Source organism: Natronomonas amylolytica, from assembly GCF_037031205.1.
Taxonomy (GTDB): domain Archaea; phylum Halobacteriota; class Halobacteria; order Halobacteriales; family Haloarculaceae; genus Natronomonas; species Natronomonas amylolytica.
Map to the genome: position 1 here is coordinate 230664 of NZ_JAYEZM010000002.1, position 24952 is coordinate 255615.

The following is a 24952-nucleotide window of genomic DNA, read 5'->3' on the forward strand; positions in this document are numbered from 1 at the left end:
CACACGATACCTATGACAGACAAAACCACTCACGATACGTCGGGTGATTCCCGCCCGACCGACGACGGACGCCCCGTCGAGACGGACGGCGGGGTCGCCTCACAGGCGGCACAGGACCACGAACAGACCGACTATCTCAGCGCGGAGGTGAACCTGCTGAACCCGAGCACCCCGTTCATGCGCGAGCACCTGAAGACCGTCTGGCTGGGCTTTGCCATCTGGGCGGTCATCGTATTCGGTCCGGTAACGCTGACGCGCATGGTCCCGGGGACGATGACGACGACGATGCCGGTGCTCGGCTTCCCGCTGCATTACTTCCTCATCGCGTTCGGCGCCCCGACTGGCGCGCTCATCCTGTCGTTCTGGTATGCGCGCAAGCGGGACGCCCTCGACGAGAAGTACGGCATCGACCCCGAGAGCGTCGCCACCCAGACCGAAGACGAGGCCGTCGCGGCTGACGGGGGTGTCGAGGAATGAACGGCCTGCTCCCGCTTCAGAGCGAACTGCTCCCGGAGGGGCTGAACATCTCGTTCAAGACGCTGCCCGCGATTCTCGTGTTGGGGATGCTCGGGCTGTTCCTCGCCATCGGCGTCGTCTTCCGCGTCGCCGACACCGAGGACATGTGGGTCGCCGGCCGTTCCATCGGGAACGTCGAAAACGGCATGGCCATCGGCGCCAACTGGATGTCCGCGGCGTCGTATCTCGGGATGGCCGCCCTCATCGCCCTCTCGGGCGTCTACGGGCTGGCGTTCGTCGTCGGCTGGACGACGGGCTATTTCATCCTGCTCATCTTCCTGGCCGCACAGCTCCGACGGTTCGGGAAGTACACCGCACCGGACTTCGTCGGCGACCGCTTCAACTCCGATAGCGCACGCGCCATCGCGGCGGTGACGACGTTCCTCATCGGGTTCGTCTACGCCATCGGACAGGCACGCGGCATGGCGCTCGTCGGCCTGTACGTCTTCGGTGACTTCGGGGGTCTCATCCCCGGCTTCAGCGGCTATCAGGTGATGGTCGTCGCCATGATGGCGATTACGGTCGCCTACCTGTCGCTGTCCGGCATGCTCGGCGCGACGAAGAACCAGGCCGTCCAGTACGTCATCCTCATCGTCGCGTTCCTCGCCGGCCTCTTCGTGGTCGGTGCCACGCAGGGCTACTCGACGGTCCTGCCGCAGATCGAGTACGGCATGCTGATCAACGACCTCGGCAACGAGTTCAGCGAGCCGTTCGTCAACTCCAGTTACTACCTGTGGATCGCGACGTGTTTCTCGCTTATCGTCGGGACCTGCGGCCTGCCGCACGTCCTGGTCCGGTTCTACACCGTCGAAAGCGAGCGGACCGCCCGCTGGTCGACCGTGTGGGGCCTGTTCTTCATCTGCCTGCTCTACTGGAGCGCGCCGGCGTTCGCCGCCTTCGGGACCGACCTCTACAGCAACAACGTCGGTGCGACCTACGGCGACCCCGGCATGTCGAGTGCGGCCGGTGACGTCATCGTCGTGCTGGCGGCCCAACTGTCGAACCTCCCGCAGTGGTTCGTCGGCTTCATCGCCGCCGGCGGTATCGCCGCCGCCATCGCGACGGTCGCGGGCCTGTTCATCGCCGGCTCGTCGGCCATCAGCCACGACATCTACACCAACATCATCAACCCCGAGGCGACCCAGCGTCAGCAGATCCTCGTCGGCCGACTGAGCATCCTCCTTCTGGGTGCCATCACGACGCTGGCGGCGCTGGACCCCGCGGCACCCATCGCCGCGCTGGTCTCGTATGCGTTCTCGCTGGCCGGCGCCGTCCTGTTCCCGATGTTCTTCCTCGGCATGTGGTGGGAGAACACGAACCGGCAGGGCGCGCTGGCGGGCATGATTACCGGGCTGGTCCTGTGGACCATCCCGATGATCAACGAAGTCGTGCCGACCTACGGCCTCTTCGGCGGCGAGACCATCTCGCCGGCCCTCGCCCAGTGGATGCCGGCCATCGGCTCGGCGCTTATCGCCGTGCCCATCGTCTTCGCAGTCACCATCGGCGTCTCCCTCGCGACCGAAGAGCCGCCGCTGGAGACCAAGAAGATCGTCCGGCAGTGTCACAGCCCCGAACCGATGAGCCAACAGCAGACGGCTGAAGACGTCGTCGCCGCCGACGGGGGCACCGAGACCCCCGCGGACGACTAATCCATGTACGAGAAAATACTCGTTCCGACGGACGGTAGCGAAACGGCCGAAAACGCCGTCGAGCACGCGCTCGACATCGCCGAGAAGTACGGCGCGGAGGTACACGCCCTCTACGTCGTCGACACGGACTCGATGAGTCTCACGCTCGGCGGCGAGCAACTGGACCGCATCGAGCAGGGCCACTTCGGCGAGATGGAGGAGGTCAAAGGCAAGGCCGACGCGGCGACCGGCTACGTCGCCGACGGCGCGGCCGACCGCGGTCTCGAGGCGGTCGAACACATCTCGGCCGGCAAACCCCACGACCAGATCGCCAACTACGCCGACCACAACGACATCGACCTCGTCGTGATGGGCAGCCACGGTCGTTCGGGCGTCCGGCGTGCCATCCTCGGCAGCGTCACCGAACGGACGCTCCGGTCGACCCACGTGCCCGTCATGGTCGTCGACGTCCAAGAGGAGTAGCCACGCAAGACTGACGGCGCCTCGGCGCCACGATTCTTTTATGATGAACTACCCACCGACACCCCGGAGGAGCCACCGGAGGCCACAGCCGTGAGCATCGTCGACCGACTCCGCGAGCACGTCGAGGACAACCAGCGGGGCATGCTCTACGACCTCGTGTTCGCGCTCGTGTGGGTCGCCTTCGTGGACGCTCTCTTCCGGTTCGTCTTCCCGCCGTCGTATCCGGAGTGGGCGTTCTACCTGTTCATGCTCGCCGGCATCCCCGCGTACTTCGGCTTCTTCTGGTCGCTGAAGATGGCGAAAGCACAGCAGCAAGAGTAATCTCGAATCGGATTCCGACCCCGCCGACTTCGTTTTTCGTTCCCACCTAGCCGCGTCCCATACCTCTAAGCGCCCGCGTGCCAAGCCCCGGGTATGGGCGAGCAATTCGGCAACCGGAAGGTCAATCAGGTGTATCGCGAGGGGATGTTCGAGGGCAAGACGCCCGAGTTCCCGGTCAGTTACGAGGACCTGCGCGAGGCGGCCCACGCGTCGATGGACGAGACCGCACGCGCCTACATCCACGGCGGCGCGGGCGCCGAGGAGACCTTCCGCAAGGAACAGGACTTCTCGGCGTGGCGCATCGTCCCCCGCATGCTGCAGGGCGTCGAGGACCGCGACCTCTCGACCGAAGTGCTGGGTCAGACCATCGACTATCCCGTGATGGTGACGCCGCTGGGCGTCCAGACGCTGGTCCACGAGGACGGCGAACTCGCCACCTCGGCGGCCTGCGACGAACTGAACGTCCCCTTCATCCTCTCGTCGCTCTCGTCGACGCCGATGGAGGACGTCGCCGAGGCGCTGGGTGACACCCCCAAGTGGTTCCAGTTCTACTGGTCCAGCGACGAGGACATCGCCAAGTCGTTCCTCAACCGCGCCGAGGAGTCGGGCTACGACGCCATCGTCATCACCGTCGACGCGCCGACGCTGGGCTGGCGCGAGCGCCTCATCGAACGCGGCTACTATCCCTTCCTCGAAGGCGAGGGCGTCGCCAACTACTTCTCGGACCCCGCGTTCCGCAGCCAGCTCGACGACCCGCCGGAGGAGGACCCGCAGGCCGCCGTCGACCACTTCCTCGACATCTTCGGCGACTCCTCGCTGACGTGGGACGACCTCGAATTCGTCTTCGAGAACACCGACCTGCCCGTCCTCATCAAGGGCGTGCTGCATCCCGAGGACGCCCGGAAGGCCGTCGAACACGGTGCTGATGGTGTTGGTGTTTCCACTCACGGCGGCCGGCAGGTCGACGGCTCGATTACGGCGATTGAAGCGCTTCCCGAAATCGTCGATGAGGTCGGCGACGAAGTGACGATTACGTTCGACTCCGGGATTCGGCGTGGTTCCGATATTTATAAAGCGCTGTCGCTCGGGGCTGATGCCTGCCTTATCGGTCGGCCCTTCATCTACGGGCTGGCATTGGGTGGGCAAGACGGCGTGCATCACGTGCTGGAGAACCTGATTGCCGACTTCGACCTCTCGATGGGGCTGGCCGGTCGGGACGACGTTGATAATCTGGACCGGGACTCGCTTCGCCACGAAGACGACCTCTAGGTTTAGTTTCTGCTCCTTTTTGAGTCGAGTTTGGGGACTCGCTTGACCGCAACACCTCCGAAGCCCTCAGCCGGCTAGGTTCTGCGTTCGATGTTCTATAATACAAGCGTGGCAATTCCTCGACGTCCATTCCCTGCGAAGCCCTCGGGCCGCTGGCGCCCGCTGAGGGACATATCCTCCCTTCGGTCGGATAGTGGCCCCTCAGCGACTCCCCTCCGGCGCCACCGGCCCTCGCCCTTCGAGTCCACCAGGATACTGCACCGAACAGCACAGCGACCGCACCACACACCTCCCCAACCGACTCCCTCCTTCGCCTCGCTCAGTCGGTCGTCCCTCGCACGGTGTCGTCCGACCGCCGTTCGCGAAGACGCTCACGGCGGTCGGCCAGCGCGCGCCATTTATAAAGCCAACTGGCCGGGAGGAGGGGTCGGCCGCACGGCCGACCATCCGACCCGGGGAAGGGCAGGCTGATTGCGGTCCTCGGTGGACTGAAAGGGCGAGGGCCGCTGGCGTTTATATAGTCGCTAAGCGGGCACTACGCGAGCGTAGCGAGGATATCCCGCTTAGCGACCACGAACCCACCGAGGGCTTTCGAGGTGGTTGCGGTCGGCTTACTCCCAAGCACCCATTATAAACAGACGACTGCTAGCCAGTGCGCCGAGGGTTTTCCGGCTGTTCGCGGTCAGGAGGTCACCGACGCCCGTCCGTCGACAAGCGCCTCCAAATCCAGCACGCACGGTTTATAAATAGCGACGCGCCGAATCACCAGACAACCCACTTCTCCATGCCATTACAACGAATCTGCTACGACTGCGGTAGGACAACAACAGAACGCCGGGCGAGATGTACCTGTGGCGAGCCGCTGTGGCTCGATACGAACCCGGCGGATTTCGACTGGAGCGACGTCACCGACGCGCCGGGCCTGTGGCGGTACGAGGCCCTCCTCCCGGTCGGGATGCCGACCCCCGGCCGTCTCGCGGCCGCCGCGGGCGGAACGCCCCTCCTCCGAGAGCCCGCGCTCGACGGCTTCGCGGGGACGAACATCCACCTGAAAGTCGAGGGCCAGCATCCGACGGGGAGCTTCAAGGACCGCGGGAGCGCCGTGGCGCTGGCGGCCATCGACGCCGGCCTCGAAGACGAGTCCGACCACGCCATCGACGCCGTCGGCACCGTCTCCCACGGCAACATGGCGATGAGCATGGCGGCCTACGCGGCGTCGTTCGGTCTGCCCTGCGTCGTCCTCGTGCCCGACGACATCCCCGAGGAACGCCTCGGCGTCATCGCGCAGTTCGAGCCCGAAATCCGGCGCGTTCGGGGTGACTACGGCCGACTCTATCGTGATTCGCTCCAAGCCGGTGCGGCCCACGATATCGCCTTCGTCAACTCGGACGTCCCCCTGCGGGTGGAGGGTCAGAAGACGACGGCGCTGGAGATCTGTGAGGCCTTCGCGCCGACGACGCCGGACGCCATCGTCATGCCGGTCAGCAGCGGTGGCCATGCCAGCGGCGTCTGGAAGGCCCTACGGGAACTCGACGCGGCGGGTGCCATCGACGAGATGCCGCGCCTCTACTTCGTCCAGACTGCCGCGTGTGCGCCCATCGCCGAGGCGTTCGCGACGGGCGCCGAGACGGTCTCGCCCATCGAGGGCGGCGGTGGCGAGACGGTCGCCTACTCTATCGCCAACGCGGACCCGCCGAGTGGGAACCGGGTGCTTCGGGCGGCCCGAGAGACGGACGGGGCGGTCCTCGCGGTCGACGACGATGAGATTCGCGAGGCCCAGCGCGAGTTGGCGACCGAAGCAGGCCTGACCGTCGAAGCCTCCTCGGCGGTTCCGCTCGCGGGTGCGAGGGACCTCGCCGAGGCCGGCACGCTCGCGAACGGCGACGACGTGGCCGTGGTCACGACTGGAACCGGTCTCAAGGAAGCCGCCGGGTCGTCGACGACAGATGTGGTCGATTCGGTCGATATCGACCGACTGGACGCGGAATTGTCGGCCTTCGCCGAGTGATTAGACGTCGCCGACGGCGACGTAGAACGGCACTGTCTCCCGGCGGCGGTACTCGCCCGACTGGACCTGTCGGACGGCCTCTCGGCCCATCTCGCGCCACTCGCTGCGGAGGGCGTCGAGTTCCTCCTCGCTGCCGGCCATCGTCTCCCGGCGCTTCCGGAGGCCTGCACCGCTTGCCTTCCGGCCGACGGCTTCGACCTCCCGCTCGCTGTAAGGCGGTTCGACGGCCAGCGTCTGGTCGTAGCGGGTCGTCGTCACGTTCGCGAGGCCGGCCGTCCGGAGGACTTCGGCGGCGTCGGCGCCCAACGCGACGTTCGTCTCGATGCCCTGCAGGTAGCGGCGGCGGGCCTGTGCGGCCAGACGGCCCTCGGCGTCGACAGTCGATTCGACGGCCACGGCGCTATTGTCGGGTTCGATGCAGGCCACGCGGTCGCTCGCGACGCGGGCGAACTCCCGGACGGCAGCCTCGGGGTCGGGAAGGTTGATGAGAAGCGCCTGACAGACCACGAGGTCGAAACTGTCGTCGGGGAAGGGAAGGTCGTAGGCGTCGGCCTGCACGGCGGGGCCGTTGAGGTTCCGGAGCAATTCCCGGTCGCGGTCACAGCCGACCACCTTGCCGCCGGACTCCTCACGGAGAACGCGGGTCAGCGCGCCCTCGCCACAGCCGACGTCGAGGACGCGCTCGCAGGATGCGAGGTCCAGCGGGGTGAGGGCCTCGCGGCTGTCGGCCCACATCCCGTCGCGCGTCTCCCGCAGGTATTCGGCGGAGAACCGGCGCATTGGCGGTGTTTCGGCGTCGGAACTGAAAAGGGACGCGGGTCGTCAGGCCGAACGCGAGCGCCGAATCAGCCCTCGTAGAACTCCCGGACGCGCTCGATGTTCCAGTCGTAGGATTTGCCGTTCTCCGTCGGCGTCTCCAGCACGAGCGGCACGTCCTCGACCGCGTCGTGGTTTATAAATGCGCGCATGCCCTCCTCGCCGATGAGTCCCTCGCCGACGTGGGCGTGTTCGTCCTTGTTGGTGCCGCACTCGTGTTTGGAGTCGTTGAGATGGACGCATTCGAGGTGTTCGAGGCCGACCACCTCGTCGAACTCGGCGAAGGTCTCGTCGACGCCCTCGGGCGTCGAGAGGTCGTAGCCCGCCGCGAACATGTGGGCGGTGTCCAGACAGACGTCGAGGTCGAGGTCACAGCGGTCGAGGACGCCGGCCAGTTCCTCGAAGGTGCCGCCGAGTTTCGTCCCGCTGCCGGCGTCGGATTCGATGAGGACGGTCACGCCGTCGGGCACGTCGACGTTCTCCAGCGCGCTCGCGGCGTTGTCGAGGCCGCCCTCGACGCCCGCCCCCGTGTGGGCGCCGAGATGGACGTTGACGTAGGGGATGTCGAGTTTGTCGGCGGCGTCGACTTCCTTCTGCATCGAGTCGATGGACTTCTCGCGGAGGTCGTCCTTCGGGGTACAGAGGTTGACCAGATACGAGGTGTGGATGACCCACGGGCCGACGTCGTTGTCGTCCGACAGCGCGCGGAACTGCTCGGCCTCGTCGTCGCCGATGTTGGGGTCCTGCCAGACCTGCGGCGAGTGGCTGAATATCTGCCCGCAGTTGCCGTCGTAGTCGAGTTGCTCGTCGACGGCGTTGTCGACGCCGCCCGCGATAGAGGTGTGTGCACCGATTCTGAGCATACACGCTCTCGGTCCAGAGGGGGGTTAGGGGCTTCGGAATCCGGGGGCGATTGCCGCCGGCCGTCGGGGGCCGCCCGACGCGTCGCCGCTCACTCGTGTGGCGTCGCCGTCTCGGTGAACTCGAAGCGGGCGCCACCGGATTCGCTTTCGGTCACGGTCACGTCCCAGTCGTGGGCCTCGGCGATGGTGTCGACGATGGCGAGGCCGAAACCGGTGCCGCCGTCGCCGGAGTAGCCCGATTCGAGGACGGTCTCGCGCTCGCTTTCAGGGATGCCGACGCCGTCGTCTTCGACGTAGAAGCCGTCGGCGAGGCCGCCGACGGTGACGGTGGTCGCGTTTTCGGCGTGTTCGACCGAGTTCCGAAAGAGGTTCTCCAGCAGTTGCCGAAGCCGTTCGGGGTCGGCGGCCACGACCGGCGGGTCCTCGAAGGCGAGGTCGAGGTCCTCGGTGTCGACGGTTTCCCACGCGCTTTCGGCGGCGTTCTCGAGGTCGATGGGTATCGGGTCGTCGGTGAGTTCGCCCTGTCGGGCCAGCGCGAGCAGGCCATCGATGAGTTCCTCCATCCGGTCGTGGGCGCGCTCGACGGCCGCCAGGTGTTCCTCCTCCCCGGTCATCTCCGCGAGTTCGAGGCGGCCGCGGGCGACGCTGAGGGGGTTTCTGAGGTCGTGGCTGACGACGCTCGCGAACTGGTCGAGGCGTTCGTTCTGCCGGGCGAGTTCGCGCTCGCGCTGTTTCTGCTCGGTGATGTCCGTGTAGATGGCGTAGCCGCGAGTGACTTCCTCGCCGACGTCGTGGGGGACGACGTGGAGGATGAAATCCCGGAGGCCGTCCTCCGTTTGCCGGCGGACCTCGCCGTGGAACCCCTCGCCCTGCTGGATGCGCTCGTTGTACTGGTCGGCGGCCTCGTCGTCCGACGGCACGATGTACTCGTCGACGTTCTCGCCGGCGATCTCCTCGTCGGTGTAGCCGAACACCTCCTCGAAGGCCGGGTTGGCGCGGGCGACGATGGGTTCGCCACCCTCCATGCGGGTCTCGATGGTCGGGTCGGGGATGTTCTCGAAGAGCGCCTCGAGGTCGTCTCGCTCCTCGCGGAGGCGCTCCTCCTTGGCCGCGCGGTCGAGTGCCACCTCGGCGTTGGCCGCCAGCACGGTCGCGAGTTGGATGTCCGCCTCGTCGAAGGCGTCCGGTTCGGTCGCGGCGATGACCAACAGGCCGTGGTCGCCCAGCGGGAAGTAGCCGGCCGAGGCAGTGTCGCCGCGGTCGTACTCGCCCGACAGCGAGCGGAGGTCCGATTCGATTCGGGGCTCGCCAGCGGCGAAGGCCTCGCCCGCTGGCGTCTCGCCGACCGGATAAATCGGCCGGGTCGGCAGTATCTCCTCGGCCTCGTCGGTAACGTAGGACGGCCGCAGCTCGCCGTCCTCGGCGAGTCGAATCACCGCGAGCGGTTGGTCGAGGATGTCCTTGGCGGCCTGCAGCGTCAGCCTGACGATTTCGTCGCTATCGCCGGCCGAGACCAGTTCCCGAGTCGCCTCGTGGAGCTGTCGCAGGCGACTGTTCGTCTCGTCGTCGCGCCGTCGGAGGACGCCGATGGTGCCGTAGAACGTGTCGGCGTCGGTGACCAACGCGACGTGGTTTTCGAGGTCGATGCAGTCGCCCTCGCGTGTCTCGACGGTGATGTCGTAGGTCGCGGTCCGGTCGCCGCCGTCCTCGAGCAGTTCCCTGATGACCGCCTCGCCCCGCTCGATGTCGCTGTGGTCCAACAGCAACGAGACGTGTTCGCCGACCACCGTCTCGGAGTCGTAGCCGGTCAGTTCGGCGGCCCGCGCGTTGAACACCGTGATATTGCCGTCGGCGTCGGTCATGTAGGCGGGGTCGCCGATGGCGTCGAGGAACCGCCGATACTCGTCGGTCGAGGGCCGCGTCGACGACCCCGCCGACCCCTCGACCGCGCGTTCGACCTGCCGGGCCAACAGCGTGTAGGTCGCCGACGTCTGCTGGTTCCTGACGAGCGCGGTGACGCCGGCGTCGAAGGCGTCGTCGACGACGTCCGGGTCGTCGGCGTCGGTTACGAGGACGAACGGCAGGTCGGGCCGCCGGTCGCGGACCGATTCGAACAGGTCTATCCCCGTCGTTTCGGGCAATTCGTGGTCAGCGACCACGCAGTCGACGGTATGGAGGCCATCGAGGGCGTCGGCGGCGCCGCCGGCGTCCGTCACCTCGAAACCGTGGTTCCGTAGTTGCTGGCCGACGGTCTCACGGAACGTGACGTCGTCGGCGACGACCAGAACGCGATGCCCGGCGTGCACGGCACATATAGCGTCTGCCCCCGAGATAAGCGTACTGGGTGGTTTATAAACAAACGTCGCATGACAGGCCGATGCCGGAGCGCCGTGAGCGGCCTCCGTCGACCCGTTGGTCGACGTCGCTGGCTCCTGCTGGCGGTGGTGCGTCGACAGTGTGCCTGCCTCGAAGGGCGCGGTCCGGATTCCGGACGGCTAATCGATGGCGTAGTGGGCGATATCGGTCGACCCACAGACCCCACAGTCCTCCGCCTGGGGTCCGAGCGTCGTCCCGCAGTCCCGGCATTCATAGATGACGTCCTCGTCCGCGAACAGGCGCCGAACGCGTTTGAGCATGGTTTTGGTTCCTCCCGACCCGGCGGGTCCCGCCGGTAGGCGGGCCATCCTCCCATGGGCCGTACGTCGGAGTTGTGAGGGCCGACCCATAAGTAGCCCCGACCTTTCAACGCGGAGACGGCGACGGGGTGTACACGTGGATGCACACCTCGGCGGGCGGGACCCGGAAGGTTCCTGTGGCCGCCCGCCCATCCACCGACGATGAGCGACGACCGACCGACCGCCGTGGCGCTTTCCGGCCCGCCCGAGTCGTGGCTGGCCGCTCTCCGGGCCCTGCTCCGGGACGTTCGCGGCGAGTCGCCCGCCGAGGCCGATATTCGCGCGCAGATAAGCGAGCGTCTCGACGCCGAGGGGGCCGGCGTGGACGCCGACCGGTATCTCGAGTTCCTCGCCGCTATCGACGTGCTGGAGCGTACCGATTCGGGGGCCTCGCTCGGTCCCTACGGCCGCGACTTCCTCGATAGCCACGACGAGGGCGTCCTCTTCGAGGCGCTGGCGGCGAACGTCGCGGGCGTCCGCGCGCTGGTGGAGGTGCTGGCGCTCCGCCCCGTCACCGATATCGAGGCCGCCGAACTTCTCTCGCGGGAGCTGGATGCCGACATCGAGGACGCCGAGGCCTACCGCGGCTGGTTGCAGGCGCTCGGCTATGCGGAGTACGAAAACAGCGTCATCGACATGACGACGAAGGGCCGCCGACTGGTCGAGGGCGATGCCGACCTCTCGGAGGCTGCCGCCTCGCGACTGCCGAGTGCGCGGGCCTCGGAGGCGGCCGAAGCGGCGAATTCGCCCGTCGAACCGACGGTTGACGACCCCCCGGCTGCTGCCGAGGCGCCTAACCAACGGGACGGGTCGGCCGAACAGGCATCGACCGCTTCGAGCGACGACGCCGACCTCCCGGCGCGCCACGACCACCGCTGTATGGTCTGTGGCGACCGGCGCCGGCAGGCCCCCGAGGCGGGCTACGCGGAGGTTCACTACCTCATGCCGCCCGAAGAGCCCCACGACGGGCCGGCCGAGGCCGACAACGCCGTCGTCGTCTGTCCGAACCACCGCGCGGATTTCGAGCACGGCCTGATTCGCATCGACCCGCAGTCGCTGGCCGTCGAGCACGCCTACGAGGCCGACGTTTCGGGTCGAACGCTCCGGACCGTCGAGGGCCACGCCCTCGGCGCGCAGTACCTCGCCTACCACAACGACGTCGTCGCCGACTTTTAACGAGCACTCGCCAGCCAGTCGAAGGCCTGCTCGCGGAGTCGGTCTTCGGTGGCCGCCGAGAAGCGATGGCCCTCCTCGCGGTAGGCCTGCAACAGGGTGTCCGTCGACAGCGCCCCGACGGCGTCGAGGCTGTCCGAGAGGGGAACGGTCGCGTCCTCGCGGCCGTGGAAGATTGCGACGGGCACGTCGAGGCGCTCGGCGACGTCCGCGAAGGCGTAGGTGTCGAAGTCCTCGAAGAAGCGGTCGTCGATGACGTACTCCTCGTCGTACCGGAAGACGCCCGCCGATTCGACGGCCTCGCGGGCCGCCGCGAAGGCCCGATTGTAGGTGACCGGCGCGCGCGTGATGATGGCCTCGATGCGGTCGTCGTCGACGGCCGCATGGAAGGCCGTCTTCCCACCGAAACTGGAGCCGAAGGCCGTGTACGACGGCACCTCGAAGTAGTCCACGACCGCCCGGAGGTCGGCGATACGCGTCGAGAGATTCTGGTCGACGAACGCGCCGTCCGATTCGCCACAGCCCCGGAAGTCGAATCGGACCGCGTTGTACCCCTCCGCGACCGCGCGTTCGCAACGCTCCTCGTAACTGCCCGACTTGTCGCTCAGAAAGCCGTGACAGAAGACGAGCCAGTCGTCGGCGTCGGCCTCGTGGTGGACGGCGACGACCGATTCGTCGTCGGCGACGGGGATGGTGTGACGGGTCGTCATACGTCGTCGCAGACGCCCCGCACCCGTAGTCGTTGTCGTCATTCGGTCTTGATGTCGAGTTTGTCGGTGCCGCGAATCCACTCGAGGTACTCGGACAGGCGGTCGGCGTCGCGGAGCGCCTCGATGGTGTCGTAGGACTCGCGCAACTCCGCGTTCGTGAAGACGGCGTGAATCTGGTCGTGGCAGGGCCGACACAGCATCACCGTCGGACTGTCGGCGCGTTCCTCCGGCCGGAGGTGGTGTTCCTGTACGACACGTGGGTCGTCGATGCGTTCGTCGGGCACCACGCGGCCGCAGAGTTCGCAGGTCGTCGGCATCGGCTCACGTGTCGTACGGGCTTCAACGGCGTATTGATGTCGGGGACGGACCCACGGCGAGCCTCGTAGATTTAAGTAGTCGAGGGCCGCCACCGATATGCAGGACGATGGAGCGAAACGAGGTGGGGAAGATCTGGGTCAATCGGTTGGCAGCGTTTTTCGTCGAACGAAGTCCCGTCGGGGCGACCCCGACGATACTACTTACCGTCGGACTGGTCCCGTATCTGCTGACGGCAGTGTTTCTGGGGGTCGTCGGCCTCGACGTCCGGCGGCTGTTCCTCGTCAGTCAGTTGCTCGCGGCGACGATGGGGGCGATAGCGCCCGTCCTGGTATGGAAGTACGAAACCGTCGTCTTCCCGACGTTCGTCGAGCGCGCCGCGGAGGTCACGCCGTACGACGACAACCGCGAACTGCTGTCCATCGCCGACCGATACAGGGCGTTCTTCAGCGACGTTGGTGTGCTTTCCCTCCTGTGGACCGCGCTGGTCCTGCTGGCGGTCGTCGCCAACGTCGGCTACTTCCGGACCTTCGGCATCACCAGCTATCTCGACCCCGGCTTTCTCGTCTACGTGCTCTTTGCCATCTGGTCGGCCGCGATAACCGCCGTCGGCCTCCGGATGGTGATAACGACGAACCTCTGTATCCGCGAGATCGGCGAACTGGACTTCACCATCGACCCGTTGCATCCGGACGGCCTCGGCGGGCTCAGCACCATCGGCTACTTCGCCATCCGGACGACGACCATGATATCCATCGGCGCTTTGGCGCTGCCACTCGCGTTCGACGTCGCCCGAATCGGTGGGGGCAGCGGGACCGTCTACTTCCTCGTGGCGGTCTACATCGGGCTGATAATCGGCTCCTTTGCCTTCCCGACGGTCTACATCAACCGCCGCGCAAACGAGATCAAACGGGACCTCCTGAACAGCAAACGCGAGCGCATCCACGAACTCCACGCCGACCTCCTGACGAACGAGGACCCCGATGAGATGGACACGCTGCAGATAAAACTCGAGGAACTCCGCACGGAGTACGACGCCTACGACCGCGTGAACCTCTATCCGATGTCGCTGTCGATAGCCTCGCGACTCGTCTCGTCGGTGCTGCTGCCCTTCGCCTTCGTGCTGTTCGAGACGTACGCGGCCTGAAAGACGGGACGACGCCGGTTCGACTCGACGGATTCGCCGAACGACCGCCGCGCCGGTTCTGGTGGCGTCTCATACGGATTATTGTAGTCCTTTACCGGTCATCGCCGATACGGGCTGGCGATGACCGGTAAATCGTTACAATAAACCGTATCAGTCGCCGTCTTTCGGCGGCGATTCGGATTCGATGACCGCGGCGAGGTCATCGAGGGGTTGGCTATCGAATTCGTCGGCGAGCAGCACGATCAGATCGTCGAGGGTTACGATGCCGCGCAGGTCGCCGTCCTCGACGACCGGAACTCGGCGGACGCCCGCTTCCCGCATCCGCGCCGCCAACTCCTCGACGCTCACGTCGGGGGCAACCGAGAACACGTCCGTCGAGAGGACCTCGTTTACCGTCGTGTGTTCGAGCGAGTCGACGAAGTTCTGTCCGTAGACGACCAAATCGCGGTCCGTAACGACGCCCAGTATCTCGTCGTGTGCGTCCAGAACGACCGCACTCCCGACCCGCTCGTTCCGGAACACTTCTGCGACGTCGAGAATCGTATCGTCCAGATAGACGGTTACGACGTCCTCCTGGATGATGTCGGTGATTTTCATAGTCCCCGTTGGAGTGATACACTACTAAAACACGGGGGTGATTCCTACTCGCTCCCACCGGTTCCCTGATTCCGACGGCCCCCACGCCGACGCCGGAACCCCCGCCGGCACACTCTTTGTCATGCCCGCCGGCCACCCTGCATGGCCACCGATTCGCCGGTCCCGCGTCTCGGCCTCGGGACCTGGCAGAACACCGATTTCGACCAGTGTCGCGAGAGCGTCCGGACCGCGCTCGACCTCGGCTATCGGCACGTCGACACCGCGGAGTTGTACGAGAACGAACGCCCCGTCGGGTCGGGTATCGCCGCCGCGGACGTCCCCCGGGAGTCGGTCTACCTCGCGACGAAAATCCTCCATCCTCGAGCGACCGAGAACGACGTGACGCCAGCCTCCATCCGCGCCGCAGTGGAGGGGTGTCTCGACCGCCTCGGCGTCGAGAGGGTCGACCTCATGTACGTCCACTGGCCCGCCGACTACGACCTCGAACTGGTCCACGGCACGCTCGCGGACCTTCGCGACGACGGACTCCTCGACGGTGTCGGCGTCAGCAACTACGAGCCACGCCACCTCGAGACGGCGCTGGACGTCGACCCGGACATCGTCGCGAATCAGGTAGAGTTGCACCCACTGCTCCCGCAGGCCGAGCTCCGAAAGCGGTATGCCGACCTCGACGTCGACGTGGTCGCGTACGCGCCGCTGGCCCACGGGGATGTGTTCGACGTCCCCGAACTCGAGACCGTCGCTGAGAAGCACGGGGTGAGCGTCCCGCGCGTCACCCTCGCGTGGCTCCGCGAGAAGGGCGTCGCCGCCGTCCCGAAGGCCACGAGCGAGGCGCATATCCGGGACAACTGGGCCTCGCGTGACCTCGAGCTAGCCGACGAGGACGTGGCGACTATCGACGGTATCGAGCGGACGGAGCGCTTTTTCGACCCCGACTACGCACCCGAGTGGTGACGGTTGGACGTTTCCAGCGACTCGCTTCGCTCACGAGGACGAGGGACAACCCGACTCACAGTCAACTCCGAATCGGCTTGAAAGGAAGTCCGCCCTCCCCGATTTTGAACACCGTGAGACGTGCTCGCTTCGCTGCGCGCGACTCACGAGCTCAAATCGGCTCGGGATAGACTTTTGACTGCCCACGTTGTTCGCAGCAAAAGTCCGCCCTCCCCGATTTGAACGGGGGGCAAGTCGATCTACAGTCGACTGCTCTACCAGTCTGAGCTAAGGGCGGGCGTACCTGATACGAGACGACTGCGGGACTTAACGGTTTTGACCTACATCGGCCTCGTGTCTCCGACTCACACGCGATTTCACGGCGTCTCAGCGCCACGTCGGCCGCTCGACGGACACCTGTCTGACATCGCGGGAAGATTGAAATACCGTCACACACAATCGTCGGACGAGTAATGAGTAAGATAACGTTCCGGGCGGACGACGACCTCGTTCGCCAACTCGAGGAGTTCGACGCCTCGAAGAGCGAGGTCATGCGCGAGGCGCTCCGGACGTATCTCGACGAGAACGGGCAGACGCCCGTAAACGAGGGTTCGACCGGCGTAAACGCCGATTCCTCGCCCGCGTCGGCCGAGGAGTCCCTCGACGACCTCATCGCCGAGCGGGTCGACGCGGTGCTTGCGGACCGACTGGACGGCGCGTTGACGCCGCGTGAGCCGCAGGACGTGAACGTAAACATCACGCTTGATGGCGATTCGAGTAGCGTGTCACACGAGTCCGGGGGGAGTCGTAAGACAGCCTCCGCCGACGACGAAAACGCGTCCGACGAGCCACGGGAGACGTGTAAACAGTGCGGTGAGGAACTCCCCGAATCGGCCGTATACTGCTCTAACTGCGGCGAGAAGGCGTCACACAGGGTGTTCTGCGAGTGCGGCGACGAACTCCGCTCGGACTGGGGCTTCTGTCCCAGCTGCGGCCGACGGACCCCTGCAGCGGACGTTCTCAAGGACACGTAAACGCGGAAAATGCGGTCATCTGGGCTGTAAACGGCGTTATTACTATTTTGTCTTACGCTGCCCCTAACCTTTAAGTAGTCTGCTTCTGTGAGTACATCTGCGTAAGACGGCGCGTCTTACACCAAGGTGTCCGTGGCAGGCAGGACGACGCTACCGGGCGAATTCGAGGTGTAAACGCGATAACGAACGCGTGTGCAACGCCGTCTTACCCACAGACAGAGGGGAAATACAATGGAGCGTGTGACACTACGGATTCCGAAGCAGCAGATCGAAGAGGTCGAACGCATGGTCGATACCGGGGAGTTCCCGAATCGGAGCGAGGCGATTCGCTCCGCCGTGCGCGAGATGCTCAATGAACAGGACACCGAATCACGGGACAGCAACCGCCCGTGGGCCAAGGTGTAGACGATGCAGGACATCGTCAACTCCGCACTCGAAAACGCGGAGAAAGAATCCCGTGAACTCGGCGACGACGACGACGGCAGTGAGTTCGGCGACCCCCGCATCGTCATCGTCGGCGCCGGCGGTGCCGGGAACAACACGGTCAACCGGCTGTACAACATCGGCGTCGATGGCGCCGACACCGTCGCCATCAACACCGACAAGCAGCACCTGCAGATGATCGAGGCCGACACCAAGATCCTCGTGGGCAAGTCGCTCACGCAGGGGCTCGGTGCCGGCGGCGACCCGTCGATGGGCGAACGCGCCACCGAGATGGCGCAGGGCACCATCAAGGAAGTCCTCGGTGACGCGGACCTCGTCTTCGTCACGGCGGGCATGGGTGGCGGCACCGGTACCGGTGCGGCCCCGGTCGTCTCGAAAATCGCCAAAGAGCAGGGCGCCATCGTCGTGGGCATGGTCTCGACGCCGTTCAACGTCGAGCGCGCCCGGACGGTCAAGGCCGAGGAAGGACTGGAGAAGCTTCGCGGCGAAGCCGACTCCATCATCGTCCTCGACAACAACCGCCTGCTCGATTACGTCCCGAACCTGCCCATCGGCAAGGCCTTCTCGGTGATGGACCAGATCATCGCCGAGACGGTCAAGGGCATCAGCGAGACCATCACCCAGCCGTCCCTTATCAATCTGGACTACGCGGACATGTCCGCGATCATGAACCAGGGCGGCGTCGCGGTGATGCTCGTGGGGGAGACCCAGGACAAGAACAAGACCGAAGAGGTGGTCAACGACGCGATGAACCACCCGCTGCTCGACGTCGACTACCGCGGCGCCTCGGGCGGACTGGTCCACATCACCGGCGGCCCCGACCTCACGCTGAACGAGGCCGAGGGCATCGCCAGCAACATCACCGAACGACTCGAAGCCTCCGCGAACGTCATCTGGGGCGCCCGGATTCAGGACGAGTACAAGGGCAAGGTCCGCGTCATGGCCATCATGACCGGCGTCCAGTCGGCCCAGATTCTCGGTCCGACGACCCAGAAACAGGCCGACGCCTCCCGGCAGGCCATCGACTCGGTGGACGAAGACGAGTTCGCCTCGTCGCCGCCCGAAACCTCGACAGAGACGGGCACTGCCGGCGGCCGCGGTACCTCCGGCAACTCCGGCGGCTTCAGCCGCGGCGAGACCGACGGCGGCCGCTCGGAAGCCGAGAAGAACAACGGACTTGACGTAATCCGATAAGTCTTTAATCCGATATTTTCTTTTGGCAGCTACTGATTGCGATTAGCGACAGAAATAGTCAACTATAGTTGTTGATAGCTACCGCGTAAAACAGCGTGTATGACGCTCGGCTGACGGCGGATAGCGAATCAGTCGCCGGTCTCGGCCAGTTCGCCACCGACTGCGTTGACGAACACGCGGTGCGAGTCAGTCGCCGGTCTCGGCCAGTTCGCCACCGACTGCGTTGACGAACACGCGGTGCGAGTCAGTCGCCGGTCTCGGCCAGTTCGCCACCGACTGCGTCGACTAACTCGCATTTCCGACAGACCTCGTTGTTCGTCGGCGCGCCGCACCGCTCGCACTCGCCGCGCGGGCCGTCGTCGCTGTTCCGGTAGGCTTCGGCGGCCAGTTTCGCCAACTCCTCGTAGCCGGACATGATGGAGTGGCGGGTGCCGGGGTGGTCGTTTTCGAGGTCGTGGATGTGCCCTTGGATCTCGCCGCGATAGGCTTCGCTGGCGTGAGGGCACTCGGCCATGTGGGTGGGAAGGTCCTTCAGGTGCGCGTAGAGGGCGACCTCCTTTTCGGGGATGTCCCGGAGCGGCTTGGCGCGGGGGACGAAGGGGTCGTCGTCGATTTCGCGGTCCTCGAAACTGCCGAGCGAGGCGTCGAAGTGTTTGGCGACCTGCTGGATGTCGCCCGACAGCAGGTTCATCATCGCGGTCTGGGCCTCGTCGTCGAGGTTGTGGCCCGTCAGGAGCTTGTCGGCGCCGTACTCCTCGGCGTACTGCGAGAGGGCGTCCCGGCGGAAGACCCCACAGTAGGCACAGGGGGCCATATCGAGGGGGTCCTCGTCGGCCACGTCGTCCATCTGGAGGCCGTACTCGTCGGCGTAGGCGACGACCTCGTGTTCGATGGAGAGGTCGTCGGTGAGTTCGAGGCAGGCGTCCAGCGAGGCGTCCCGATAGCCTTCGATGCCCTCGTGAATCGTGAGCGCGACCAACTTGACGCGGGGGTCCCTCGCGAAGATGTCGTCGAGGATGTGAGTGAGGACGACGCTGTCCTTGCCGCCCGAGAGGCCGATGAGCCACGTCTCCGGGTCGTCGGGGCTCGCGTCCTCGGAGAGCAGGGCGTCCTCCCGGACCCGCTTGCGGACCCGCGAGTCGACCGACCGGCAGAAATGCTCCTCGCAGAGATGCATGCCCGAGTAGGTGGCGTGCATGACCGCCTCGTCGCCGCACTTGTCGCACTCCATTAGCGGCTACTTGCCGATTCGACGGGATACGGGTTTCGCTCTGGGGTCTACGCTCCGCGTTGGTACTGCGTTCGAAGGATACGGTCGGGGCCGTCGCCCGGATTACGGGCGCGGGGATGCCCCTAGACCAACTCGAAGACGTGGACTGGCCAGTCTTCCTCGTAGGAGAGCTGATAGTCGGGGTCGATACCGATCGACTCCGGATCACGAATCCCGAGTTCGACGCGGTCACCGATGCTGACATCCTCGAGGGGGGCTTCGACTCGCCCCGTGAGGCGTGCGCCCGAGTCCAGTTCCACGATGGCGACGGTTATCGGTGCCAGATCGGCGAACGCCGACGGCGGCCGGTTGATCGCCGTATACGAGACGACATCGCCGGTCCGGGGCTGTTCCTCGATGGTCACGGCCCGACTCCCGCAGTCGTAGCAGGCGGTCCGGGGCGGCACGAGGTTGGTGCCACACTCGGTACAGTGGGCGGCGAGCAATTCGCCGTCGGCGAGCGCGTCGAAGAAGCCGGGCAGGGTAAAGGGCGAGTCGGCGGTGATGTCGTCCGGTGCGAGCGGTCCAGTCGTGGTGGTGTCGCTGTCGTCCATGTGTCTGTCGGTTGGGTCGGTCATTGGTTGGTCAGGACGTGGGCCACGGTGTGGGCGTCCGCGATTCCGCCTTCGTTGATGAGCAGCGCGGTGTCGGCGTCGGCAACCTGACGGTCGCCGGCCCGGCCGGTGAGTTGGTCGTAGGCTTCGACCGCCTGCAACAGCCCGGTCGCACCGATGGGATGGCCGCGGGCTTTCAGCCCACCGCTGGTGTTGATTCGGACGTCGGTCCAGCCCGCGGAGCGGTCGGAGGGCTCGGCGACGGTCTCGATGCCGCGGCCCTTCGGCGCGAACTCGGCGGCTTCCGCGAGGAGCGCCTCACAGATGGTGAAGGCGTCGTGGACCTCCGCGACGTCGATGTCTGCGGGGGCTACGTCGGCGTCCTCGTAGGCAGTCGTGGCGGCGACGTTAGCGCCCTCGACGTAGGTCAGGTCGCGCTCGGCGACGGCGAGGTTGTTGGCTGCCGACCCGACGCCCGCCACGCGGACGGTGTCCTCGCGGTCCAGGAGGTCGTCCGCCACGTCGTCGTTCGCGACGACGACGGTGGCCGCGCCGTCGCACACTGGCGCACAGTCGAACAGTTTCAGCGGCGGTGCGACGTAGTCGGCGCCCATCACCGTCTCTACGTCGACCGCCTCCTGGAACATCGCGCGCGGATTGTCAGCTGCATTGCGGTGGTTCTTCACCGCGATCCGTGCCAGGTCGCGCTCGGTCGCGTCGGTCTCGTGGAGATACCGCCGGGCGAGCAGGGCGTACGTGGCGGGGGCAGTAATCCCCGACCGTTGTTCGAGCGCTCGCTCGAAAGCCGCGCCCAGGGCGTTCGTCGCGCCTTCGGTTCCGCCAGCGGTCATCTTCTCGACGCCGCAGGCCAGTACCGCGTCGTGGACGTCCGCCCGGACGTCACGGACGGCGTTCTTGAGCGCGAGCGCGCCAGCGGCCGCACACGCTTCGACGCGTTCGGCCGGCACGTTCCGCAGGCCGGCCCACTCGGCCATGAGCGTACCTTGCATGATCTGGTTTTCGTAGCGTTCGGACTGGACGCCGACGTAGAGTGCGTCGACGACCGCTGACGGCTTGGGCAATCCCTCGAACGCCTCGGCCAGGGCTTTCGAGAACAGGTCCCGGCCGGGGAGGTCCGTCTTGCCGATCGGCGACGCACCGACCGCAATAATGTGTGCTGTCGACATGTCACATGAATAGATACCCCCGTCAGTGTTAACGATTCTTATAAACGAGCCTGACAATCGACGGCGTCGTCTTCGAACGGGGTCTCGGGGTCGTTGCTGTCGGAGGAGTCGCAAGGGTTTGTTTATAAATGAATCGTACCTCTCCGGCGAAACCGATTAAAAGGAAACCCACGTTCGCGGGGCGTCGGGAACGCCGACGACCCGCACCTCGCGGCCGCCGCCGTCGGCCTCACGGAGTTCGACGACGGCGTCGAAAAGCGACGTGAGGGTGTTCACCTCCTGGGTGTCCTGTGTCGTCGGGTCGATGGTGGCGATGCCGAGGTAATCAGCCGCCGAGACGCGGCCGGTGATGGTATGCAGGAAGTTGAACACGCGCTGGTTGTTCGCGTACTGGAGTATCGTCGACAGCGACAGCACCGACAGCCGAAGCCCGCCATCGATTTCGTGGCCGATGTCGCGGGTGCATTTGACGATGCCGACCCCGATACCCGTCAGGTCGCCGGGCGAGCCGACGTATTTGATGGTCTCGGTGTCGTCCATCGAGCCCTTCCCGGTCGCCCCCGTGCAGTCGACGGTGTGGAAGCGCTCGAGGTTGCCGTGTGTGGTTCCCTCGTAGGCCGTCCGGAGCCGGTCGCCGTCGGTATCCGGCGTGACGGCGATGGCATGGCCGCTCTCGGCTCCGTCGGCGAGCAGTTCGAGCGCGAGGCGTCGCTTGCCGAGCATCGGCGCCCCCGAGATGAGGATGTTAGTGCCCGCGGGGACGGTATCGAACCCGGCGACTGGAACGGTGTCGCCGATGTGGTACGTCTCGGTGTCGGTGACTGCTCCCTGAAGACCGTCCGAACTCATCGCTCCTCTTCCCCCTCCTCGAACTCCCTGAGCGCGCCGATGAACTCCGCGTCGTCGAGCAATCGGTCCTTCTGGGTCTCCAGTTCGGCTTCCAGCGTGCCGATGCGCTCTTCGAGGTCGGTGTATGCGTCGCTTTCTCGCCGCTCCGCCTCGGATTTCTGGTCGTCCAGCATGGCGCGTTTCGTCAGCAGCGACCGGTACTCCCGGACCGTATCGGCCCGCTCGCCGCGTTCCAGCAGGTCGTCGATGGTCTTGCGTATCCCGGCGGCGGTCGGTGGCTTGGTGATGTAGTCGTCGAATCCCATCTCGATGATGTCGAAGTCGGGGTCGACGGCGCTGACGATGGCGACGGGGCAATCGTAGCCGCGGTCGCGAATCTCCGCGAGCACCTCGCCGCCGGATATCCCCGGCATCATCCGGTCGAGCAACACCACGTCGATGGCATCGTCGATCTCTTCGAGGGCTTCCGCGCCGGATTCGGCCAGTCGAACCTCGTAGTCGGCGGTGAGCCAGAGCTGGTACGTCTCGGCCACGTCGGGTTCGTCCTCGACGACGAGCACGACCGGGTCGTCCGGCGTATCCATGTCCGTCATAATTGTCCTCCGGGCTTGCCTCTTTGGCTGTCAGCGGACTCCGGCCCGTCGAGTTCGACGACGAAGGCCGCCCCGGGGTCGTTGTCCTCGATGCGGATATCGCCGCCGTAGGCGTCGACCATCGCGTCGACGAAGAAGAGACCGAAGCCCGACCCCGCCGACTTCGCGTGCGTCTCGCCGCGCCGGAAGACCGCCTCGTACTGTTCCGGCGGGATGCCGCGGCCGTTGTCGGCGATGCGGATGCGGACCCGGTCGTCGACTCGCTCGGCGCTGGCCTCGATGCGCAGTCCCTCGGTGTCGTTGTGTTCGATGGCGTTCCGAACGATGTTGCCGAGCACGTCCCCGAGCAGTTCGTCGGCACGGGCCTGGAGGTCGCTGGGCAGCGAGGTATCGAACTCGACCTCCGGGTAGGCCTGGCCGATGCGGTCGAGTTCGCCCTCCAGCAGGCGCGTGACGTCGACCGGTTCTAGGGAGATGCTGCCTTCCTGACCGCCGAGGGCGTTCAGCACCGTCTGGACGCGCTCGACGAAGGCCGTGATGTCGTCACACCACCGGCGGATGGTTTCGGCGTAGTCGCCGTAGTCGCCCTCCAGTTCCCCTTCGAGGATTTCTGCCCGGGCGCGGATGACGGTCATCCCGTTGAGGACGTCGTGGCGGAGGATGCTGTTGATGAACTCCATCTGTGAGGTGCGGGTCTCCAGTTCCTCCTCGCGTTCGACCCGGTCGAGGGCGGCCTGTGCGTTCAAGCCGAGTATCTCGGCCTGTTTCAGGTCCATATCCGGAATCTCGCCCGCCTCCTGTCGACCGATCTCCAGCAGGCCGATGTCGCCGAGGGGTATCAACAGCATGGCGCCGAGCGGTTGGTCGAAGGCGCGGTTGTCGACCTCTTGGTAGTTCTCGATAGTTCGGCTTTCGCCCTGCTGGAACACCTCCATCCCGAGTTCGTCATCGGTGATCGGGTCGAGGTCAGCCGTCGACTCGACTTCCAGCAGTTCCTTGCTGGAGTCGGTCACCCCGAACGGAACGAGCGACTCCGAACTCTTGTCGTAGCGCCACATCGTCGACACCGGGCAATCGAGGACCTCCTCGGCGATGTCGACGGCCGTTCCGGCGACCTCCTCGGCCGTGGTCGCGTAGGTCAACCGGCGACTCGCCTCGTGGAGGGTCTCGATGCGCCGTCGCTGCTCGTGTTCGTCGGTGACGTCCATGGCGGTGCCGATGACTTCGGTCACCTCGCCGTTCTCGTAGACGGGCGTCAGCCACGCTTCGAGGATTACCGCTCCGAGGTCGATGGTTCGGTGGACGGTCTTGCCGTCGAGTGCCTGCCGACAGCCGTCGATGACGTTCGGGAAGCCGGCGTACATCTCGAACATCGAGTCGCCGACCGCTTCGCCGGGTTCCAGCCCGAGCGCCTCCAGGCCCTCCCCCTCCGAGAGGGTTATCGTGCCGTCCTCGTCGAAGGTAAACAGCACGATGGGGACGTTCTCGATGATGCTTCGGAGCCGCCGCTCTCGCGCTCTGGATTCGGTGATGTCTCGGACGATGGCGACGCTGCCGCCGTCCTTCATCCGGGTCAACGTCAACTCCTGTGGGAACGTACTGCCGTCGGCGCGCTGGCCGGTCGCCTCACCCCGCCACTCGTGGTGTGCTCTGAGTTCCGGGAACACCTCCGCCTCGATACGGGCGGCTTCCGATGACGAATAGAAGCGCTCCCACGGTTCGCCGACGACCGCTTCGGGGTCGTCGTAGCCGTACATCTCCGCGAACGAGCCGTTCACCGTGACGTACTCGCCGCGGTCGTTCAGGATGGCGATGCCGTCGGTGGAGGTTTCGAGCGCGCGCTGGGTCCGGCGGGTCACGCGGTATTGCTGTCGCCGCCGTGCGTCGGAGTAGCCGGCGACGGTGCCCCCGGCGGCCCCGAGCGGTGCGGTAAAGAGGGCGGCGAAGGCGCCGACGATGAGCGGGTCGTTCGCGACGACGAACGCGGTGGCCAGGAGTACGACGACGAAAAGCGCCGCCGTCGCCGCGGTCCACGCGGCGACGACGCCGATATCGTCGCCGGTCAGGTTCGTCCCGAGAAGCCGAACGCCGGCCGCGACGATGGCCAGCGAGGCCGCCAGCGGAATCGCGGCCCGCATGGTATCGAACCCGGTCGTGCCGACGAAGGCGCCGGCAATCGAGAGCGCACCGAGCAGGACGCCGATGCCGATAACGGACCACTTCCGTCGTGAGCCCCTGTCGACCGGTTCCCCCTCGATTTGCTCGCCCAATCTGGGGGTTTCAGTAGTCATATATGTCTTCTGTACTGATAACATAAATCAATTGTCTCGAACACACCCGGTGTTTCATACTCGGCCGCGCTGGCCGCCGTCC

The 24952-nt window shown here is 65.9% G+C and carries 25 protein-coding genes and 1 tRNA gene; 12 read left to right on the forward strand and 14 right to left on the reverse strand.

The genetic code is table 11. From position 1 onward, the window contains the following. Positions 1-12 precede the first annotated feature (12 nt). The 6 genes from U5914_RS04165 to U5914_RS04190 all read left to right on the forward strand — a co-directional run bounded on the left by U5914_RS04165 (position 13) and on the right by U5914_RS04190 (position 6225). Positions 13-477: a DUF4212 domain-containing protein gene (locus U5914_RS04165; protein ID WP_336134389.1), complete on the forward strand. Its 465-nt coding sequence runs from the start codon at positions 13-15 to the stop codon at positions 475-477. Continuing rightward, on the forward strand, positions 474-2165 hold the full coding sequence (locus U5914_RS04170) for a VC_2705 family sodium/solute symporter (protein WP_336134390.1): 1692 nt from the start codon (positions 474-476) through the stop codon (positions 2163-2165). Before U5914_RS04165 ends, U5914_RS04170 begins: the two co-directional genes overlap by 4 nt. A 3-nt stretch (positions 2166-2168) precedes the next feature. Then, positions 2169-2627 carry a universal stress protein gene (locus U5914_RS04175; RefSeq protein WP_336134391.1) on the forward strand — a complete coding sequence of 153 codons (459 nt, stop codon included), beginning with the start codon at positions 2169-2171 and terminating at the stop codon, positions 2625-2627. Between the two features lie 90 nt (positions 2628-2717). Next, positions 2718-2948: a DUF8119 family protein gene (locus U5914_RS04180; RefSeq protein ID WP_336134393.1), complete on the forward strand. Its 231-nt coding sequence runs from the start codon at positions 2718-2720 to the stop codon at positions 2946-2948. 93 nt (positions 2949-3041) lie between these two features. Then, on the forward strand, positions 3042-4217 hold the full coding sequence (locus tag U5914_RS04185; RefSeq protein WP_336134395.1) for a lactate 2-monooxygenase: 1176 nt from the start codon (positions 3042-3044) through the stop codon (positions 4215-4217). 784 nt (positions 4218-5001) lie between these two features. Then, positions 5002-6225 carry a threonine synthase gene (locus U5914_RS04190; RefSeq protein WP_336134397.1) on the forward strand — a complete coding sequence of 408 codons (1224 nt, stop codon included), beginning with the start codon at positions 5002-5004 and terminating at the stop codon, positions 6223-6225. On the opposite strand, the gene U5914_RS04195 is transcribed toward U5914_RS04190, so the two are convergent. The 4 genes from U5914_RS04195 to U5914_RS04210 form a co-directional block, all read right to left on the reverse strand. After that, the gene (locus tag U5914_RS04195) at positions 6226-7005 is read right to left on the reverse strand and encodes a class I SAM-dependent methyltransferase (RefSeq protein ID WP_336134398.1); all 780 of its coding nucleotides are present in this window, start codon (positions 7003-7005) and stop codon (positions 6226-6228) included. 65 nt (positions 7006-7070) lie between these two features. Beyond that, a complete protein-coding gene (locus tag U5914_RS04200) occupies positions 7071-7904 on the reverse strand; it encodes a deoxyribonuclease IV (RefSeq protein WP_336134399.1) in 834 nt (277 codons plus the stop codon). Between the two features lie 89 nt (positions 7905-7993). Continuing rightward, positions 7994-10210: a PAS domain S-box protein gene (locus tag U5914_RS04205; protein ID WP_336134400.1), complete on the reverse strand. Its 2217-nt coding sequence runs from the start codon at positions 10208-10210 to the stop codon at positions 7994-7996. Positions 10211-10399: 189 nt separating this feature from the next. Continuing rightward, entirely contained in the window at positions 10400-10540 is a 141-nt protein-coding gene (locus U5914_RS04210; RefSeq protein ID WP_336134401.1) for a hypothetical protein, read from the reverse strand. Between the two features lie 201 nt (positions 10541-10741). Between U5914_RS04210 and U5914_RS04215 the strand changes: the two genes are divergently transcribed. After that, positions 10742-11755: a double winged helix-containing putative transcriptional regulator gene (locus tag U5914_RS04215; protein ID WP_336134403.1), complete on the forward strand. Its 1014-nt coding sequence runs from the start codon at positions 10742-10744 to the stop codon at positions 11753-11755. On the opposite strand, the gene U5914_RS04220 is transcribed toward U5914_RS04215, so the two are convergent. Both U5914_RS04220 and U5914_RS04225 read right to left on the reverse strand, forming a co-directional pair. Then, on the reverse strand, positions 11752-12462 hold the full coding sequence (locus tag U5914_RS04220) for an alpha/beta hydrolase family protein (protein WP_336134405.1): 711 nt from the start codon (positions 12460-12462) through the stop codon (positions 11752-11754). The genes U5914_RS04215 and U5914_RS04220 overlap by 4 nt on opposite strands. 38 nt (positions 12463-12500) lie before the next feature. Further along, positions 12501-12779, reverse strand: a complete 279-nt coding sequence (locus U5914_RS04225) for a hypothetical protein (protein WP_336134407.1) — start codon at positions 12777-12779, stop codon at positions 12501-12503. A 107-nt stretch (positions 12780-12886) separates the two neighbouring features. Between U5914_RS04225 and U5914_RS04230 the strand changes: the two genes are divergently transcribed. Continuing rightward, positions 12887-13924 (forward strand): hypothetical protein, encoded by a 1038-nt coding sequence (locus U5914_RS04230; RefSeq protein WP_336134408.1) that lies wholly within the window; start codon positions 12887-12889, stop codon positions 13922-13924. Between the two features lie 150 nt (positions 13925-14074). Here U5914_RS04230 and U5914_RS04235 read toward each other — a convergent pair whose 3' ends face one another. Further along, positions 14075-14521 carry a CBS domain-containing protein gene (locus tag U5914_RS04235; RefSeq protein ID WP_336134409.1) on the reverse strand — a complete coding sequence of 149 codons (447 nt, stop codon included), beginning with the start codon at positions 14519-14521 and terminating at the stop codon, positions 14075-14077. A gap of 141 nt (positions 14522-14662) precedes the next feature. Between U5914_RS04235 and U5914_RS04240 the strand changes: the two genes are divergently transcribed. Then, on the forward strand, positions 14663-15475 hold the full coding sequence (locus tag U5914_RS04240) for an aldo/keto reductase (protein ID WP_336134410.1): 813 nt from the start codon (positions 14663-14665) through the stop codon (positions 15473-15475). 203 nt (positions 15476-15678) lie between these two features. Here U5914_RS04240 and U5914_RS04245 read toward each other — a convergent pair. Then, positions 15679-15752: transfer RNA gene (locus U5914_RS04245), tRNA-Tyr, on the reverse strand. 175 nt (positions 15753-15927) lie between these two features. On the opposite strand from U5914_RS04245, the gene U5914_RS04250 reads away from it, so the two are divergent. From U5914_RS04250 to ftsZ, 3 genes are all read left to right on the forward strand, one after another. Next, positions 15928-16488 carry a zinc-ribbon domain-containing protein gene (locus tag U5914_RS04250; RefSeq protein ID WP_336134411.1) on the forward strand — a complete coding sequence of 187 codons (561 nt, stop codon included), beginning with the start codon at positions 15928-15930 and terminating at the stop codon, positions 16486-16488. Between the two features lie 231 nt (positions 16489-16719). Continuing rightward, the gene (locus U5914_RS04255) at positions 16720-16893 is read left to right on the forward strand and encodes a ribbon-helix-helix domain-containing protein (RefSeq protein WP_332313830.1); all 174 of its coding nucleotides are present in this window, start codon (positions 16720-16722) and stop codon (positions 16891-16893) included. A 3-nt stretch (positions 16894-16896) separates the two neighbouring features. Continuing rightward, on the forward strand, positions 16897-18126 hold the full coding sequence (gene ftsZ, locus U5914_RS04260; protein ID WP_336134413.1) for a cell division protein FtsZ: 1230 nt from the start codon (positions 16897-16899) through the stop codon (positions 18124-18126). A 244-nt stretch (positions 18127-18370) separates the two neighbouring features. Here ftsZ and ncsA read toward each other — a convergent pair whose 3' ends face one another. The 6 genes from ncsA to U5914_RS04290 form a co-directional block, all read right to left on the reverse strand. After that, a complete protein-coding gene (gene ncsA, locus U5914_RS04265) occupies positions 18371-19357 on the reverse strand; it encodes a tRNA 2-thiolation protein NcsA (protein ID WP_336134414.1) in 987 nt (328 codons plus the stop codon). 122 nt (positions 19358-19479) lie between these two features. Next, positions 19480-19974: a Zn-ribbon domain-containing OB-fold protein gene (locus U5914_RS04270; protein WP_336134415.1), complete on the reverse strand. Its 495-nt coding sequence runs from the start codon at positions 19972-19974 to the stop codon at positions 19480-19482. Beyond that, on the reverse strand, positions 19971-21137 hold the full coding sequence (locus U5914_RS04275) for a thiolase C-terminal domain-containing protein (protein WP_336134416.1): 1167 nt from the start codon (positions 21135-21137) through the stop codon (positions 19971-19973). Before U5914_RS04275 ends, U5914_RS04270 begins: the two co-directional genes overlap by 4 nt. A gap of 156 nt (positions 21138-21293) precedes the next feature. Next, positions 21294-21986 (reverse strand): RAD55 family ATPase, encoded by a 693-nt coding sequence (locus U5914_RS04280; protein ID WP_336134418.1) that lies wholly within the window; start codon positions 21984-21986, stop codon positions 21294-21296. Further along, positions 21983-22579 carry a response regulator transcription factor gene (locus U5914_RS04285; protein WP_336134419.1) on the reverse strand — a complete coding sequence of 199 codons (597 nt, stop codon included), beginning with the start codon at positions 22577-22579 and terminating at the stop codon, positions 21983-21985. Before U5914_RS04285 ends, U5914_RS04280 begins: the two co-directional genes overlap by 4 nt. Then, on the reverse strand, positions 22576-24870 hold the full coding sequence (locus U5914_RS04290) for a PAS domain S-box protein (protein ID WP_336134420.1): 2295 nt from the start codon (positions 24868-24870) through the stop codon (positions 22576-22578). The genes U5914_RS04285 and U5914_RS04290 overlap by 4 nt, the downstream gene beginning before the upstream one ends. Positions 24871-24952: the final 82 nt, after the last annotated feature.